The 15,105-nt window shown below is 49.7% G+C and carries 12 protein-coding genes; 4 read left to right on the forward strand and 8 right to left on the reverse strand.

Annotated elements, in window-relative coordinates; translation table 11 throughout:
- Nucleotides 1–31: 31 nt before the first annotated feature.
- Nucleotides 32–826, forward strand: coding sequence for a hypothetical protein (locus Pan161_RS13555; RefSeq protein ID WP_145227803.1), 795 nt, complete (start codon nucleotides 32–34; stop codon nucleotides 824–826).
- 729 nt (nucleotides 827–1,555) lie between these two features.
- Here Pan161_RS13555 and hisB read toward each other — a convergent pair.
- The 3 genes from hisB to ychF all read right to left on the reverse strand — a co-directional run bounded on the left by hisB (nucleotide 1,556) and on the right by ychF (nucleotide 4,650).
- Nucleotides 1,556–2,143 carry an imidazoleglycerol-phosphate dehydratase HisB gene (gene hisB, locus Pan161_RS13560; protein ID WP_145227805.1) on the reverse strand — a complete coding sequence of 196 codons (588 nt, stop codon included), beginning with the start codon at nucleotides 2,141–2,143 and terminating at the stop codon, nucleotides 1,556–1,558.
- A 193-nt stretch (nucleotides 2,144–2,336) separates the two neighbouring features.
- Complete coding sequence (gene hisC, locus Pan161_RS13565; protein WP_145227807.1) at nucleotides 2,337–3,401, reverse strand: histidinol-phosphate transaminase; 1,065 nt, start codon at nucleotides 3,399–3,401, stop codon at nucleotides 2,337–2,339.
- A 157-nt stretch (nucleotides 3,402–3,558) separates the two neighbouring features.
- Nucleotides 3,559–4,650 (reverse strand): redox-regulated ATPase YchF, encoded by a 1,092-nt coding sequence (gene ychF, locus Pan161_RS13570; RefSeq protein WP_145227809.1) that lies wholly within the window; start codon nucleotides 4,648–4,650, stop codon nucleotides 3,559–3,561.
- A gap of 344 nt (nucleotides 4,651–4,994) precedes the next feature.
- Here ychF and Pan161_RS13575 point away from each other — a divergent pair, with 344 nt between their 5' ends.
- Nucleotides 4,995–6,788 carry an arylsulfatase gene (locus tag Pan161_RS13575; RefSeq protein WP_145227811.1) on the forward strand — a complete coding sequence of 598 codons (1,794 nt, stop codon included), beginning with the start codon at nucleotides 4,995–4,997 and terminating at the stop codon, nucleotides 6,786–6,788.
- 122 nt (nucleotides 6,789–6,910) lie between these two features.
- Here the strand turns inward: Pan161_RS13575 and Pan161_RS13580 are convergent, their stop codons facing one another.
- Nucleotides 6,911–7,732: a glycosyltransferase family 2 protein gene (locus Pan161_RS13580; protein ID WP_145227813.1), complete on the reverse strand. Its 822-nt coding sequence runs from the start codon at nucleotides 7,730–7,732 to the stop codon at nucleotides 6,911–6,913.
- Between the two features lie 7 nt (nucleotides 7,733–7,739).
- Nucleotides 7,740–8,498 (reverse strand): glycosyltransferase family 2 protein, encoded by a 759-nt coding sequence (locus tag Pan161_RS13585; RefSeq protein WP_145227815.1) that lies wholly within the window; start codon nucleotides 8,496–8,498, stop codon nucleotides 7,740–7,742.
- Nucleotides 8,499–8,719: 221 nt separating this feature from the next.
- Here Pan161_RS13585 and Pan161_RS13590 point away from each other — a divergent pair, with 221 nt between their 5' ends.
- Both Pan161_RS13590 and Pan161_RS13595 read left to right on the forward strand, forming a co-directional pair.
- The gene (locus Pan161_RS13590) at nucleotides 8,720–9,469 is read left to right on the forward strand and encodes a BUD32 family EKC/KEOPS complex subunit (RefSeq protein ID WP_145227817.1); all 750 of its coding nucleotides are present in this window, start codon (nucleotides 8,720–8,722) and stop codon (nucleotides 9,467–9,469) included.
- Between the two features lie 105 nt (nucleotides 9,470–9,574).
- Entirely contained in the window at nucleotides 9,575–10,834 is a 1,260-nt protein-coding gene (locus Pan161_RS13595; protein WP_145227819.1) for a glycosyltransferase family 87 protein, read from the forward strand.
- A 7-nt stretch (nucleotides 10,835–10,841) separates the two neighbouring features.
- Here Pan161_RS13595 and waaF read toward each other — a convergent pair whose 3' ends face one another.
- The 3 genes from waaF to Pan161_RS13610 all read right to left on the reverse strand — a co-directional run bounded on the left by waaF (nucleotide 10,842) and on the right by Pan161_RS13610 (nucleotide 15,058).
- Nucleotides 10,842–11,906 (reverse strand): lipopolysaccharide heptosyltransferase II, encoded by a 1,065-nt coding sequence (waaF, locus tag Pan161_RS13600; RefSeq protein ID WP_145227821.1) that lies wholly within the window; start codon nucleotides 11,904–11,906, stop codon nucleotides 10,842–10,844.
- Nucleotides 11,903–13,447 carry a PfkB family carbohydrate kinase gene (locus Pan161_RS13605; RefSeq protein WP_145227823.1) on the reverse strand — a complete coding sequence of 515 codons (1,545 nt, stop codon included), beginning with the start codon at nucleotides 13,445–13,447 and terminating at the stop codon, nucleotides 11,903–11,905. Before Pan161_RS13605 ends, waaF begins: the two co-directional genes overlap by 4 nt.
- Before the next feature lie 222 nt (nucleotides 13,448–13,669).
- Complete coding sequence (locus Pan161_RS13610; RefSeq protein WP_145227825.1) at nucleotides 13,670–15,058, reverse strand: alkaline phosphatase family protein; 1,389 nt, start codon at nucleotides 15,056–15,058, stop codon at nucleotides 13,670–13,672.
- Nucleotides 15,059–15,105 lie beyond the last annotated feature (47 nt).

The raw sequence follows: 15,105 nt of genomic DNA on the forward strand, positions 1-15,105 counted from the left end.
CAGAAATAAATCAGGCTGCTGACTGCTTGAAGTGAGCAGCCTGACAGCATTTGAGATTCATATAGACACAGTTTTCTATCTGGCCTACCATGCCCGGCAATCAGCGTCTGCTTTACTGAACTCCCCTTCGCCTGAACGTGCACCCGGTATGGAAACCTCACTGCATCGTCAATTGAAATCGTACTATGCACCGAATGCAGAGTGTGAAGAAATTACGCTGGGTTCATATCGAATTGATGCCATTGACGGTGACCGACTGATTGAAATTCAGCATGGATCACTGGGTGCGATTCGCGACAAGGTTCGCTGCCTGCTGGAAGATTATGATGTACATGTCGTCAAACCGATTGCGATCCGGAAATATCTGATCAAACGGCAGAAGAAGAATGGTGAGCCGATCTCCGCCCGCTTCAGCCCCCGTCGTGGCTCGGTGTTTGATCTGTTTGAAGATATGGTGCATTTCGCCAATGTGTTCCCGCATCCACGATTGACGCTGGAAGTGGCGCTCACCATTCAGGAGGAACACCGGATTGCGCGAAAGCCCCGCCGCTGGAAGGGGAAAGATTACCGGGTGACGGATCGCGTGTTGCGATCGGTAGAGGAACAGATCGAGTTGAACACAGCAGCTGATCTGCTCAAGTTAATCCCGGGAAAACTCCCTGTCCCCTTTCAGACTAAAGATCTGGCCAAAGCAGCCGGTATCCCGCGCTGGCTGGCACAGAAGATGGCATACTGTCTGCGTAATACCGGCGCAATCAAACTGGTCGGGAAAGAGAAAAATGCGCTGCTGTATGAAATCACCGAGGGGAATCAGGCGGCTGCCTGAGAAAAAGGGAAACTCCCGAAATAGAAAATTGTGAGCTTCAATCACAATAGATTTGACTACCAACCAACTTACTCATAATCCGTACAGAGCCATCAAGTCCTAGGCTGCCGCTGACACTTACTGGCCATTAATCTCGGCAGTCAAAACAACCCAAGTCGCCATCCGTATTGGCACAAGTGGTGATTTCGGGAGTTTCCTCATTTAATTTCTACAACGTTCCGAAGCCGAATCTGCATCAATCTGCACCTGCCAGCTCGCCGCGATGAAGATAGAAGCTGCCCCTGGATATGTTTGATCAACGACCAAATACCAACAGGAAGAACGATCTGATTGCGAAGAGTGGTTTGAACATCGTTGATGGTATCGATGCAGTTCTCAAATAAAGAAACTGATCTTGCCACGATGTTTATTCAGGCTGTGACTGGAAACAGTCCAAGTCGGAATGGCAAAAGTTAAATTTAAAAACGCACTGAAACGTTGAAGTCAAATTTTCTGGCTCACATGAAATCCAGTTCGAATCACTTCAACAAACCAGAGCTAATTCTCAGATTAACTTTTCTACTCAGAGAGTCAACATAGATGCGAAGAAAAAGCGCACGAAAAATAAATTCGTTTTTTTCAGCAGTGATATCTTACCGAACATTGACATCCGCACTAAAAATGCAGTCAGGAAATCAGGAATTATATCATCTGTTTTCAGCTAAAAAACGGGTAAGGCTGGCAGAGATTTTATAACACACCTTTGGATGAAGGAACTCCCTGCTGACGCGGATCAATGGCCACAGCCTGTCTGAGAGCGCGTGCAGTTCCTTTAAAGAGCCCTTCTGAAATGTGATGACTGTTACCACCATGATGCAGAACCTGATGCAGGTTTAACAAACCATTCGAGGCAAATGCCTGCCAGAATTCCCGTACGAGTTCCGTGTCGAACTGACCAATTTTTTCTGTGGGAAATTGAACATCGAACACAAACCAGGAACGACCGCTTAAATCGAGAGCGGTCGTGACCAGAGTCTCTTCCATGGGGAGCGTAATGGAGCCATAGCGGGTGATTCCTTTTTTATCACCCACTGCCTCGCAGAGTGTTTTCCCCAGACAGATGCCAACGTCTTCCACCGTGTGGTGATAGTCAACATCCAGATCTCCGTTGGCTTTAATGGTTAAATCGAACAAAGCATGACGCGCCAACAGAGTCAGCATGTGGTCAAAGAATCCAACGCCGGTCTGAATATCCGACTGGCCACTGCCATCCAGTTCCAGAGACAATTCGATCTGGGTTTCTGCGGTATCACGTTTAATCGAGGCTTTACGGCTCATTTGAGAGAACTCATATAATAAAGGTCAACTTGTTGATTTCTATAATCTTACAGTCCGGATCGGCTTTCTCAAAAATGCTTCGCAGCAACAGACCGACTTGGTGTCAATTCGCAGAGGGGCCGTCGGCCTGAATTGCATAACCGTTTCAATCGTGCCCGGGAAAATGTCAAATTTTGCACGATATAACAGTGATTCAGCCAATCTCTTGCAGTGCATTGAGAACGGTCTGTACTTCGTGGTCGGTCCCTACGGTGATTCGCAAGCCATCCAGCACACCAGCGGTCAGACCAAACTTCATGTAGCGTACGAGGATCTTGCGACGTTTTAAATCCTGATAGCGGCGCTCATGCTCTTGATCAGGATGAGTACACCAGACAAAATTGGTCTGACTGTCTACCGTTTCGAAACCCAGTTTTCCCAACTCAGCCATCAGATGTTTGCGGGTTGTCTGAATTTTTTTCGTATTGGCCTGCATCCACTCCTGGTCTTTGAGTGCGGCCAGCGCTGCAGCCAGTGACAGGGTATTGCAGTTGTAGCTGTCCTTGACTTTCTGCATTCCCTGGATCAGGTCGGGGTGTGCAACTGCAAAGCCGAAACGAATGCCAGCCAGACTGTACGACTTACTCAACGTACGCGTCACAATGATTCGCTCGCCAGCTTGTGATTTGAGTAATTCCCCCTTGTGTGGTTGATCACAAAAATCGCCGTACGCTTCATCGAGTACCAGTACACCCTGTGGAGGTACAAGTGAAATAATTTCTTCATCGGACCAGCGGTTTCCAGAGGGAGCATTGGGATTCGGCACAAACAGGATTTTGCTCTTCGCTGAAATTTCCTGTGCCTGGGTGGTCGGCCAGCTCCAGTCTGGATTGAGTTGGATTTTCTCGAAGCGGGCTCCCTGAATTTCCGCCAGTGTTTCGTAAAGAGTATAACTGGGATAGGGAGCAGAAACCAGATCGCCGGCATCGGCAAACGTTCTCATCAGAATGGTCAGAACTTCATCACTGCCATTGCCGGGCAGGACCCAGTCGGGATCTACCTGAAACAGTTCCGCAGCGACTTTCCTGAATTCCGTCGCCAGAGGATCGGGATAAATGTTCAACCGACCTGCCAGGGCCTGTTCAACCGCTGCTTTCACGAGCGGCGAAGGCGGATAAGGATTTTCATTGGTATTCAGTTTAACCCAGCCAGATTCCTGTGGCTGCTCACCGGGTGTATAACCGGTCATCTGCTGGACCTGAGGACGAAACAGACTCATGATACTGCAAATCTCGATTCAATTATGTAAGAGGTTAATACGATCTGAGCATGCGACGACACTCAGGGACGGACCTGAATACAGACAACATTGCTCAGTCAGGAGTTCTCATAAAAATAAAAGAAGTCTGTGAAAGTCGGTTTATCTCAGATCCAATTCACACATTAAACAGGAAATGGCAGATATCGCCGTCTTTCATCACATACTCTTTGCCTTCTACGCGCAACTTACCGGCTTCACGGATTGCCTTTTCCGTGTGATATTCTTCCAGATCAAAGACCGAAAAGATTTCCGCCCGGATAAAACCTCGCTCAAAATCAGTATGTATGACTCCGGCGGCCTGTGGTCCGGTGGCGCCAATGGGGATGGTCCAGGCACGGATTTCAATCTTCCCGGCGGTAAAGTAACTCTGGAGTCCCAGCGTGTGGTAAGCCGCCCGGGCGACGAAAGCCAGCGCCGGTTCTTCCAGTCCGACACTCTCCAGCATTTCCTTCTGATCTGCTTCATCCAACTCCGCGATTTCTGCTTCCAGTCGACCACAGACGACAACGACTTCACCCCCTTCTTCCGCAGCACGTTGACGCACACGCTGGACGAGTTCGCCTTCACCTTGAAGATCATCTTCATCAACATTTGCCAGATAAAGAACCGGCTTGGCAGTCAGAAACTGATAACCTTTGAAGATTTTCTGCTGATCCGGATTATCGAACGAAAGACCGCGTAAAGGTTTTTCTTCTGCCAGGCGTGCTGCACATACCTCGAGTACGGCCAGTCGCGACTTGGCTTCCGCATTTCCTGACCGGGCAGTTTTCGCTGCTTTCTGTTTTGCAGATTCGACGCTCTGCATGTCAGCCAGCATCAATTCAATATCGATCGTTTCGATATCGCTGATCGGGTCGACTTTCCCCTCGACGTGGATCACGTCGCCGTTTTCAAAACACCGCACGACATGGAGAATCGCATCCACATTGCGAATATGCGAGAGGAATTTGTTACCGAGCCCTTCTCCCTCAGAAGCGCCCCGCACAATCCCCGCAATGTCCACCAGCCTTAAAATAGCAGGGATCACCTTGTCTGTAGGGATATAGTGATGAATTTTTTCCAACCGCGGATCTGGCACATTGACAATCCCCACATTGGGCTCAATCGTACAGAAGGGATAGTTTTCACTTGCAATTCCCGCAGCAGTTAATGCATTAAATAACGTAGATTTACCTACATTCGGCAGGCCAACAATTCCGGCTTCCATGGTTCTTTTCAATAATTAAATGATGTTGAAATATTTTATCCGACAGTAGATCCGCACCTCTATTTCAAGATATTCCACGGATTCTGGCACATCATAGCGAAGTCCCGAATCAAAAGGAATTGATCAGTCAGAAGGATCTCAGCCTGCGTCTTTTGCATTTCTGCTGAAATTGGTCTGGGAACAACCAACGGAGCCCCTGTTGCGTCAGTATAAATCTAAGACAAGTTAAAATATTACTACCTTTCCCTGAGTGGGGTAGTTAAACTGGACTAGGAAAACTAAGTACAAAAATCGATTTATATCTGTAATAATTTCTGAGTCATCAACACTTTGACGAGTAGGCTATGCGACCCATTCTGCACCTATTGACCTGCATTCTGATCTTATTGATCAGCCTGAAGGATTGCCCGGCAGACACTCCTGAATCTGGAAAACCGAACATAATTCTGGTCATCACCGATGATCAGGGGTACGGAGATATTGCCGCACATGGCAACCAGATGATCAAAACGCCAAATCTGGATCAATTGTATCAGAAGAGTCTGCGATTGACGAATTTCCACGTCGATCCGACCTGCGCCCCAACGCGCTCTGCCTTAATGACCGGCCGTTATTCGACGCGGACCGGTGTCTGGCATACCATCATGGGCCGTTCTCTCATGGACACGAATGAAGTCACACTGGCGGAAGTCTTCAAAAGCAACGGCTACCGAACAGGCCTCTTCGGGAAATGGCATCTGGGAGATAACTATCCATTGAGACCTCAGGATCAGGGATTTGAAACGGTCGTCCAGCATGGAGGCGGAGGTGTCGGCCAAACCCCCGATGACTGGCAGAATGATTATTTCAGCGACACTTACCTGCGTAATGGGAAGCCGGAGAAGTTTCAGGGATATTGCACTGATATCTGGTTTGATGAAGCGTTGAAATTTATCGAAGCAGACAAGACAAAACCATTTTTTGCATACCTATCTACCAATGCGCCGCATAGCCCTTATCTGGTTGATCCCCAGTACAGTGATCCGTATGAGGATAAAGAAGTTCCGAAAAAAATGGCGGCCTTTTATGGCATGATCACCAATATTGATGAAAATATGGGACGCCTGCTCCGCTACCTGAAAGAGTCCGGGCTGGAAAAAGATACCATTCTGATTTTCATGACCGACAATGGCACCGCTGCAGGTATGCAACGCCCGAACCCCAGAGACCTGAGTAAAAAACAGCAAAGGCGACTTTCCAAAGGAAAACCAATCACCCTGGAAACCTGGCCTGGGTTTAATGCCGGCATGCGTGGCATGAAAGGTTCTGAATACGATGGTGGGCACCGAGTCCCCTGTTTTTTTTATTGGCCTGGAGGAGGTCTGACCGGTGGAAAAAACATCAACCAGTTGACAGCTCACATCGATATTCTTCCGACACTGGCTGAGCTCTGTGACTTGACCATTTCCAGCGAACTGAAACTGGATGGCACGAGCCTCGTCCCGATTTTAACTGGTAATAAAGACGCATTACGAAACAGAACTCTGATTGTACATTCGCAACGGATTGAAACACCTGAAAAATGGCGCAAATCCTCTGTCATGAGCGAACGCTGGCGCCTGGTCAATGAAAAGGAGCTGTATGACATTCTGAACGATCCTGGTCAGACGAAAAACGTCGCAGCGGAATATGCAGGTGTGGTCAAATATCTGTCAGCAGAATACGAAAAATGGTGGAGCAGTTTGACACCCGTTTTCAGTCGGTACGTCACGATCGGCATTGGATCCCGCTTCGAAAACCCGGCACATCTGACCTGCCACGACTGGCATGCCCCGATTGAACAGGTTCCCTGGAATCATCAGTTGATTGCCAAAAACCCCGTAGCGAATGGGTTCTGGGTCGTGGAGATCGCTGAACCGGGCACTTATGAAATCACATTGCGCTGTCGTCCGGAATCAGCCCATCATCCTTTAAAAAAAGGAACCGCCCGGATTCAAATTGGTGACTTGAAACGGGAACAGGCCGTTTCAGAAGGTGATTTGTCGACCACATTTCAAGTTGACCTGACACGAGGCCAGAAAAAGTTGCAAACCTGGCTGGACGAAGGAAATGGAGTGTCTCGTGGCGCGTTTTTTGTAGAGATTTTCCGCAAAGAGTAAGACGTTGCAATCCTTAGTGCGCATTACATTTAACCAGAGCGTCTCTCAATCTATTATAGTCGGTCCAAATGCCCCTGGAGGCGCTACAATAAAACCGGACACAGTCTAGCTGGATGATCCACTCAAGCTGACTGCGCCTGTTCAATGCCGATACGAGCCTGAATGCGATCCGTATCGATCAACTGCTGCAGACGGCGTTGATTCTCTTCCAGTTGATCCCGGGAGTTCTCCTGATGCCAGATATGAAATACAGCTGCCGCAAAGCGAGCATCTTTGTGAAAGACTCCATTTCTGATTAAACGCAGTACCAAATCCGAGTCTTCCATTCCCCAGCCCGTGTAATCTTCATCAAATCCATTCACAGCCAGCAAATCCTGTTTCCACGCGGACAGATTACAGGTTTTTGCACCTTCCCACTGCCGTGCCAGCCGATGCCGATACCAGGCTCCCAGTGGAAGCCGGAACAACGGTGAAAGACGATTTATCTGCTTGAGACGACGCGAATTCAACCAGTCTCCCCACGACCATCTGTCGACGGGAATTTTTTGCTCAAGCATGTCCCGTGAAAAAGTTTCGGAAAGCAGGACGCGATTCCCGGACAGGAACCAGCCTGTTTCAGCAAGTCGTGCATGGGCCTCTAAAAATCTGGGAGCGGGGATGCAATCGCCATCGGTAAAGATAAGATAGTCTGCCTCTGCAACCTGAATCGCCCGGTTGCGAATGGCACCGGCTCGAAACCCCTGGTCAGCATGCCAGACATGTTTTACCGGAAACGGTGCCCGACTACGAAAACCGTCTACTACTTCACGCGTCTCGTCAGTCGATCCATCGTCGGCAATGATCAATTCATCGGGAGTATGAAATTGCGATAAATAACCGGTAAGCACTGCTTCCAGAGCAGCAGGCCAGTTATAGGTCGTGATGATGACTGCGGTTCCCGGCATGAACTGATCAGAGTTCCTTCTGACTCTCTTTATTGATGACCATGAGTTTCAGATAGCGATAATAGGTTCCCTCGGCATTAGAAATGGCCAGCATGAAGCCTTCTTTTCCATCCAGAAAACCGGCGCGGAGGAAGTAGGTCCGAATGAACGTCCACATTCCATGCAAGACCGCTTTACAGAGTCCCGCCTGCTGATTCTCATCTGCCAGCATTTTGGCACTGGCTGTTGAATAGGAATTCATCGTGTTGAGGATCTGTTCCAGTGTGAGTAACGATTCATGGATAATCGGTTCCCGAAGTTTTCCGGTTTTGCCTGCGACGATGATTCTCTCATGCACCAGATCATCACTGAAGCTGGCTTTTCCCCGCCGAAAGAGACGCACTACCCGATCAGGCCACCAGCCACTATGTTTCATATAGCGACCACAGTAATTAGACCGACGAGGCATCGTATAGGCATCAAAGCGGGCGGGCATCTGAATGACACGTTTGATCTCAGTTTGCAGATCATAAGAAATGCGTTCATCTGCATCGATAGAGAGTACCCAGTCTTTAGTCGCATACTCCAGAGCACGATTTTTCTGTGGACCAAATCCAGGCCAGTCTGTTTCATAGACTTTGTCTGTATATTCGCGGCAGATGGCAACCGTCTTGTCGGTGCTACCGGAATCCAGGACGATAATTTCGTCTGCCCAGGCAACCGATGCAAGACATTCACGAATGAATGATTCTTCGTTTTTGACGATGACGATAATCGATAACGACATAAAGCTGACTTTGATACTACTTAAGTTAAGAACGAGTCACGTTTCACAGGAGAGTCGAACAATTTTCAAGATTGTCAACCGCACGCGTTCCTGTTAAAAGAAGGTACCTGACTGACTCAGGTTATTATGATCTATTGACTTGTTTACTGAAAGATTGCCGAGAGTTTGGCAGGAATTTACTGTCTCGAAAAGAGCAATCGTCAAAATCATGAAAAGCCACGTTGAAATTGTCTGATTCCCATCCTCAATCGAGTCCCTGCTTCCAACTGTTCGATCAGAGTACCCCTTATACGACAATTCGCTGTCTGAAAGAAGAAGACTTACGTTCCGTATGGCTGCTGGAAATACCGGGACGTGGTTTGACTACCCTCAAGCGCTGGCCGGTCAGCTGGCAGCTCCGCTGGAAATCATTCTTCAAACAGTCTCAACCGGACCGACAACTGACAGGCGCCTGGAAGTTACTCAAGGCGGGAGTCAATACACCGCAGCCCGCGACACCCGTTTATCGGGCAGGTTCCTTCTATCAACTGGAAATGCCGTATATTGAAGGTTCAACCGCCCATGATCTGCTGAAATCCGATCTCCCCGGATCTCATGACCTGCTGTATGAACTTGCCAGAGAACTGGGCAAAATCGTCAGACGTTTGGCGCAAGCGGGATTACGTCATCGTGATCTGAAACTGGAAAATGTAGTGGTGAAACAGACCGACCAGAATGCCGCTGCACTTTCACTCTGGCTGATTGATCCCGTGGGCATTCGCAGTAGTTACTCGGTCTCTAACGCGCTCGTCTGCATGCTGGATCGACTGGCGATTCAACCGTTGAATGAAGAACGTGCGGTCCCCCTCTCGCTTCAAATCATTTGTATACGCTCAGCATTGGGACGGCTAAGCGGTAAAGAACGACGGCATTTTTTTCAATTGTTAAGAAAAAGCCTGATCGCCTCAAGATCGCAGTCTCAGTCAGACTGATTGACCTTGCCCTGATTCGCAAAAAGTCTTAAAAGCACGGGTCGTATTGCTTTCAGCCCCATCCTGCTGTCTTTACATGTAAGACACCTACTTCCCAGGTCTGACATGAATCAATCCTCACAGAATCCACTGTTTTTCAAATCCCCCCTGGTCGAAGAATCATCGGGGGTCATCTGGCTGAAACGCGCATTGATTTTATGGGCCGTGCTGTGGATCGCTGTCAGTATCAAATTCGTTGTACAACCGGAAAATAAATCGGTTTACCCCTGTTTTGCAGACTCGTCTATTAACTGGTGGGCAGACCGGAATCTGTACGATAACGAAGTTTATAAAACGGGATTTCGCTACAGCCCCACTTTCGCAGTCGCATTTTCCACCTTTGCGATCTTGCCTGCCTCACTGGGTGGTATTCTCTGGACGGCTTTGAACATTTCACTGCTGGTACTTGCGCTACGGTTACTTGTGAAAGAAATCTTTCCCGGGAACTGGACCCGGTTTCAGGAAGCCAGTTTTCTGATCCTCAGCCTGGCGGGCTGCACGCGGGCGATCTGGTCTGCACAGAGTAATTCTCTGGTTTTTGCACTGGCAGTGTTCGCTGTCGTTTCACTGAAAAAAGAACGCTGGTGGGTTGCTGCCTTCCTGCTCGCAGCTGCCATGCATATTAAACTCTGGCCAGTTGCCCTGGCTTTGCTGCTGATGGCGCGTTTTCCCTGGCAACTTTCCGCACGTTTTGCTGCCGCGGGTGCGCTGCTGGCGATTCCCCCTTTTTTAACACGTCCCCTACCCGTAGTCGCGCAGCAATACCAGAATTGGTATGGATTGCTAACGGGGCCTTACCGTACTCTCAGACAGGGTGGATTACGTGATGCCTACACCATCGCCGAACAATTCGGCACCTATGTGGATGATCGCGTTTATACGCTGCTGCAGCTGGGTATGGCCGGCCTGGCTCTACTCTGGTGCCTCAGGCTGTCGAAATTATCCGATTTCAAGCAAACCTATTTTACCGGTGTGCTCACGACCTGGGTCTGCTGGCAGTTACTGGTCGGACCGGGAACCGAGCGACTGACGTTCCTCCTGGCGGCCCCCATCGCCAGCTGGGCGTTGATTGTCAGTTTTAAAGAACACTGCCATCGGATGCTGGCAGTGGTCGCCTGGCTGATGCTGATTCCACTGGGGACTGGTGGCATCGAACGATTATTGTTGCCCCTCGCTGCCTGGTCACCTGCGATTCTGCCATTGGGTATCATCCCACTGATGGTCTGGCAGGTCGTCTATGTTGAGAGTCGCGCCAGCGCAAATGAGTTGGGGGCATCCCAGCAAGAGGGTTCATTGGTCGGCCAGAAAACATCCTGGGCAGCTTAAATCTGATTCAAGCTGCATTTCGCTGTTGTTGATCCAGCAACGAAATCACTGCCTGAAAGACCTGATCTGCTCCCAGTTCTTTCATACAACGGTGATGCCCCAAAGGGCAGACCCGCTGTTGACAGGGGCCACAATCCAGATCCAGCTGCACAGGCAGGCTGCGATCGTAAAACGTTTCGCTCCACATCTGATGTGTGGGACCAAATAGAGTCACTGCTGGCACCTGGAACGGCGCGGCAAAATGTCTAGGACCTGAATCAGTGGTCACCAGCAATTCGGCTTGTTGAATGGCAGCCTTAGTCAGTCCCAGATGCAGAGGTTCTCCAGCCAGAGACGTAACGAACGGATGATTGGCCTGTTCTACAATCTGGATCGCTTCTTCTTTTTCGGCGGGACCACAAACGACTAAGACCGACCGTTTCATCTCTGTGGCAATCTGTCGAGCCAGCGCTGCAAAATGGGCAGTCGGCCAGTGCTTGGCAGCGCCGAATGCGCCGCCTGGATTCAAGCAGATCAGTGGCCTGCTTTTGAATTCAGCAGACTGTTTGTTCCAGAACGAATTCCAGCGACGACGATCCTGATCTGTCAACGCGAGTTCCATTGCACGCGACATTCCTGATTCTGCGGGAAGCTCAGAACTTTCTCTGCCCAGCACATGCGCGGCTATTTTCAGATATTCATCAATGGCCGGGTGTGGTATCTGTCGCTCACCCGCAGGTAGCGGGTCGGTTAACAACCAGCGTCGATAGTCACGATTGATTCCTACCCGCCTGGAAATACCAGCCAGAAAAGCCAGGCTGGCACTACGAAACGAATTAGGGAACAGGACAGCCAGATCAAAATGCTCGCTTCGGAGCTGCTGTAGAAACCGAAGTTGCGAAGTCAGTTTTTCGCCACTTTTCCAGGAAATGGATCGATCGACCAGAGTCAAACCGTCCAACACATCCGCCACGTAAGGCCTTTGAATGGAGACGATCTCTGCATCGGAAAACTCCTGTCGAATCGCCCGTAGTGCAGGAGTCGCCATCACGGCGTCTCCGATCCAATTCGGTAAAAAGACTGCTATTTTCATCCGGCTTTTCGTTTCGGAAGTTCAATGGGAAAGTTTCTGGTTGTCGAAATGCTTTCACTTTCCTGACTGCTGCGAATCATTCCGAGTACTTGCGTGGTTGAGATACCAGGGGTAATCCCCAGCGCTTTAACCTCCCCGCCATAGGATTCGACCATTTCCCACCCGACGATTTCTTCCTTCTGGTAAGTCCCACCTTTCACCAGCAGGTCCGGCTTCAGAACGCTGATGAGTTCGCAGGGAGTGGATTCACCGAAGATGACCACGTAATCGATACCTTCCAGAGCAGCCAGCATGGAAGCGCGATGATCCTGACCGAAAATAGGACGGTCCGGGCCTTTATTGAGAGAGCGGACGCTGTCATCACTGTTGACGGCGACAATCAGACAATCTCCTTCGGCTGCTGCCTGTTCGAGATAAGAAACATGGCCTACATGCATCACATCGAAACAACCATTGGTCAAAACGACTTTCTGTCCCAGCTTTTGACGAGCCCCCACGTGTCGTTGTAATTCTTCCAGCGGCAATATTTTTTCACTGGTCACGCGAGATCCCATCAGGAGATCTGCCAGCATTTCTTCGCGGCTGATCGTGACAACGCCAATTTGTTCCACTTCCAGACCCCCGGCAACATTTGCCAGACGCGCCAGGTCGTCAGGGGCAATCCCCGCGGCACAACCGACCCCGATCGTAGCCAGCACCATATCTCCAGCACCGGTGATGTCATAGACTTCGCGTTTGCGTGTCGGCAGCAACTCGCTTGCACCGTCTGCCTGAGTTAAGGCGATGCCATCGCTGTCCAGAGTGACAAATACAAAATCGAGATTCAAATCGCGACATAGCTGCCTGCCTGCTCGAAATGCATCTTCCTTGTTTTTCACATCAAATCCCACGGCACACGACGTTTCAAGCCGGTTAGGTGTGATGGCTGTCGCGCCAGAATACATTCGGTAATCCTGACCCGGACAAGGATCAACAATTACAGGGACATTTGCCGTACGAGCTGCATTAATGATGATGTCTAAAACATCTGGCGTGCAGACGCCTTTGGCATAATCACTGATCAGAATCGCCTGCTGTTCCGGAATCAGAGGCAGCAGGGTATTCAGCAAAGATTCCGATGTTGATTGATCGAGTGGTGTGTTCACTTCACGATCAACCCGCAGGATCTGATGCGGATGTCTCTGTTGAGCTCTCCCCATGAAACGCTGTTTCACGGTAGTCGGTCGACTTGGGTCAGCAATCACGGCGGAACAGTTCACGCCACATTCTTCGAGCGCCTCTTTGATCACGACCCCATCCAGGTCAATTCCTGTTACGCCGGCCATGGTCACTTCCGCTTCCAGTCCAATCAGCATGTTGGCCACATTCGCTGCCCCCCCCAGCCGAACTTCCTGAGTATCTTCACGCAACAGGATGACAGGTGCTTCCTGACTGATGCGTTCTGCGTTTCCCCAGGTATAGCGATCCAGAATTAAATCGCCCAAAACCAGAATTTTAGGATGGCCTAATTTTTGAATAGTGTTGATTAAATGATATGACATAAATGCGGGTGTTTCAGATGTTGATTTAAGTCCAGATCTGTAAATGCAATTTGCTGCTACCACAGGCTGCGGAATCATCATCAGAACGCTATATTGAGTCAATGCCGATTTTGTGAAGCTGGGGCATTTATTAAGGCTGGGGCTAAAGTTTTTTCGACTGCAGGTACTCGAAAATCGATCAGCGTAATTACTGTCTAAAATTTGACTTACCAGAGCCTGATATTATTTGCCAAACTGCAGCTCCAGCAACATTTCTTTGACCGCTGTCATCGGAATTTCATCTCGCTCAATCGCTTTGGAGGAGCAGATAAACAGAGGGGCTTCAGCTTCTTCTTTCCCGGGGAGTGGCAAGCGACCATGACTGCCTTTGACGAGAGAGGCATCGAGACTGGTCAGATCCATATAGTAACGAAAGCCCAGGATTTTTCTGGCCAGCCGACGTGCGATTCGCAATTTGGGAAACTTGATCGTCGGATCAACAAACAGTTCGACCGGGTCGTATCCCGGCTTACGATGAATGTCGACTGTACGGGCATAATCGGGCGCCAATGAGTCATCCAACCAGAAGTAATAGGTAAACCAGGCCCCTGGTGCTGCAATTACGACCAGTTCTCCCGCGCGTTCATGGTCGATGCCAAACTCAGCCTGCTGACTGCGATCGAGGACCATTTCAACACCTTCAGTTTTCTCAAGCAGCGATTTGACAGCGGAGATTTTCTCAGGTCGTTGTACGTAAACATGGGCGATCTGGTGGTCAGCAACCGCAAACGCCTCGGAGGCGCCGCAGTCCATCGTTTCCCAGCCTAGCGCTTCTTTTCTGACTTTCAGCCATCCCTGCTCTCTCAGAATTCGATTGAGATGAACTGGCCTGGAAACATCGGTAATGGCATATTCAGAGAGGACAACAATCTCGGCGCCTGCTTTTTGTCCTGCTTCTATCAGACGACCTGCTTCCTGATCGATTTCGCGAATATCCTGGTCGATGGCAGGATCACTGGCCCCCAGACGTTGCAGGTTATAGTCGAGATGTGGCAGATATACTAAAGTGAGATTTGGTTTTTTCTCCTGAAACACTTTGATCGAGGCATCAACAATCCAGCGGGAGCTGGTGATATCCGCTCCCGGCCCCCAGAAACGTAGCAGCGGGAATACGCCCAGATCTGACTGCAATTCGTCTTTCAGACCTTCCGGTTGGCTATAGGAATCAAAGACTTTTCGCCCATCCGCTGGATAACTGGGGCGCGGAGTGACTGACCAGTCCACCGGCGCATACATGTTGTACCACCAGAACATCTTCGCGGTGGTATATGCCGGGTCGCGACGTTTTGCGGTTTCAAAGATTTTTTCACCCTGGACGAGTCTGTTTGACTGTTTCCAGAACATGACCTCAGCGAGATCACGGACATACCAGCCATTCGCCACAATCCCATGATCACGTGGCATCAAACCTGTTAACAAGGTTGATTGAGCCGAACAGGTGACGGCTGGCAGTATCGTTCCCATGGACCTGGAAAACCCTTCATTTGCCAGTTTCGTCAAATGAGGAGTACGGTCCCCCAGCATTTCCTGGGTCAAACCGACCACGTTGATTACGATCAGTGGTTTAGTCATGGATCTCTTTAATTACAGAAGACATTTAATTCAAAACACTTACGACC

The organism is Gimesia algae (assembly GCF_007746795.1).
Lineage (GTDB): Bacteria > Planctomycetota > Planctomycetia > Planctomycetales > Planctomycetaceae > Gimesia > Gimesia algae.

Bases quoted from the DNA above. Each gene is read 5' to 3' on its own strand.
- hisB (WP_145227805.1), bottom strand. From the start codon at position 2,143: ATGAGCCGTAAAGCCTCGATTAAACGTGATACCGCAGAAACCCAGATC.
- hisC (WP_145227807.1), bottom strand. From the start codon at position 3,401: ATGAGTCTGTTTCGTCCTCAGGTCCAGCAGATGACCGGTTATACACCC.
- ychF (WP_145227809.1), bottom strand. From the start codon at position 4,650: ATGGAAGCCGGAATTGTTGGCCTGCCGAATGTAGGTAAATCTACGTTA.
- Pan161_RS13575 (WP_145227811.1), top strand. From the start codon at position 4,995: ATGCGACCCATTCTGCACCTATTGACCTGCATTCTGATCTTATTGATC.
- Pan161_RS13580 (WP_145227813.1), bottom strand. From the start codon at position 7,732: ATGCCGGGAACCGCAGTCATCATCACGACCTATAACTGGCCTGCTGCT.
- Pan161_RS13585 (WP_145227815.1), bottom strand. From the start codon at position 8,498: ATGTCGTTATCGATTATCGTCATCGTCAAAAACGAAGAATCATTCATT.
- Pan161_RS13595 (WP_145227819.1), top strand. From the start codon at position 9,575: ATGAATCAATCCTCACAGAATCCACTGTTTTTCAAATCCCCCCTGGTC.
- waaF (WP_145227821.1), bottom strand. From the start codon at position 11,906: ATGAAAATAGCAGTCTTTTTACCGAATTGGATCGGAGACGCCGTGATG.
- Pan161_RS13605 (WP_145227823.1), bottom strand. From the start codon at position 13,447: ATGTCATATCATTTAATCAACACTATTCAAAAATTAGGCCATCCTAAA.
- Pan161_RS13610 (WP_145227825.1), bottom strand. From the start codon at position 15,058: ATGACTAAACCACTGATCGTAATCAACGTGGTCGGTTTGACCCAGGAA.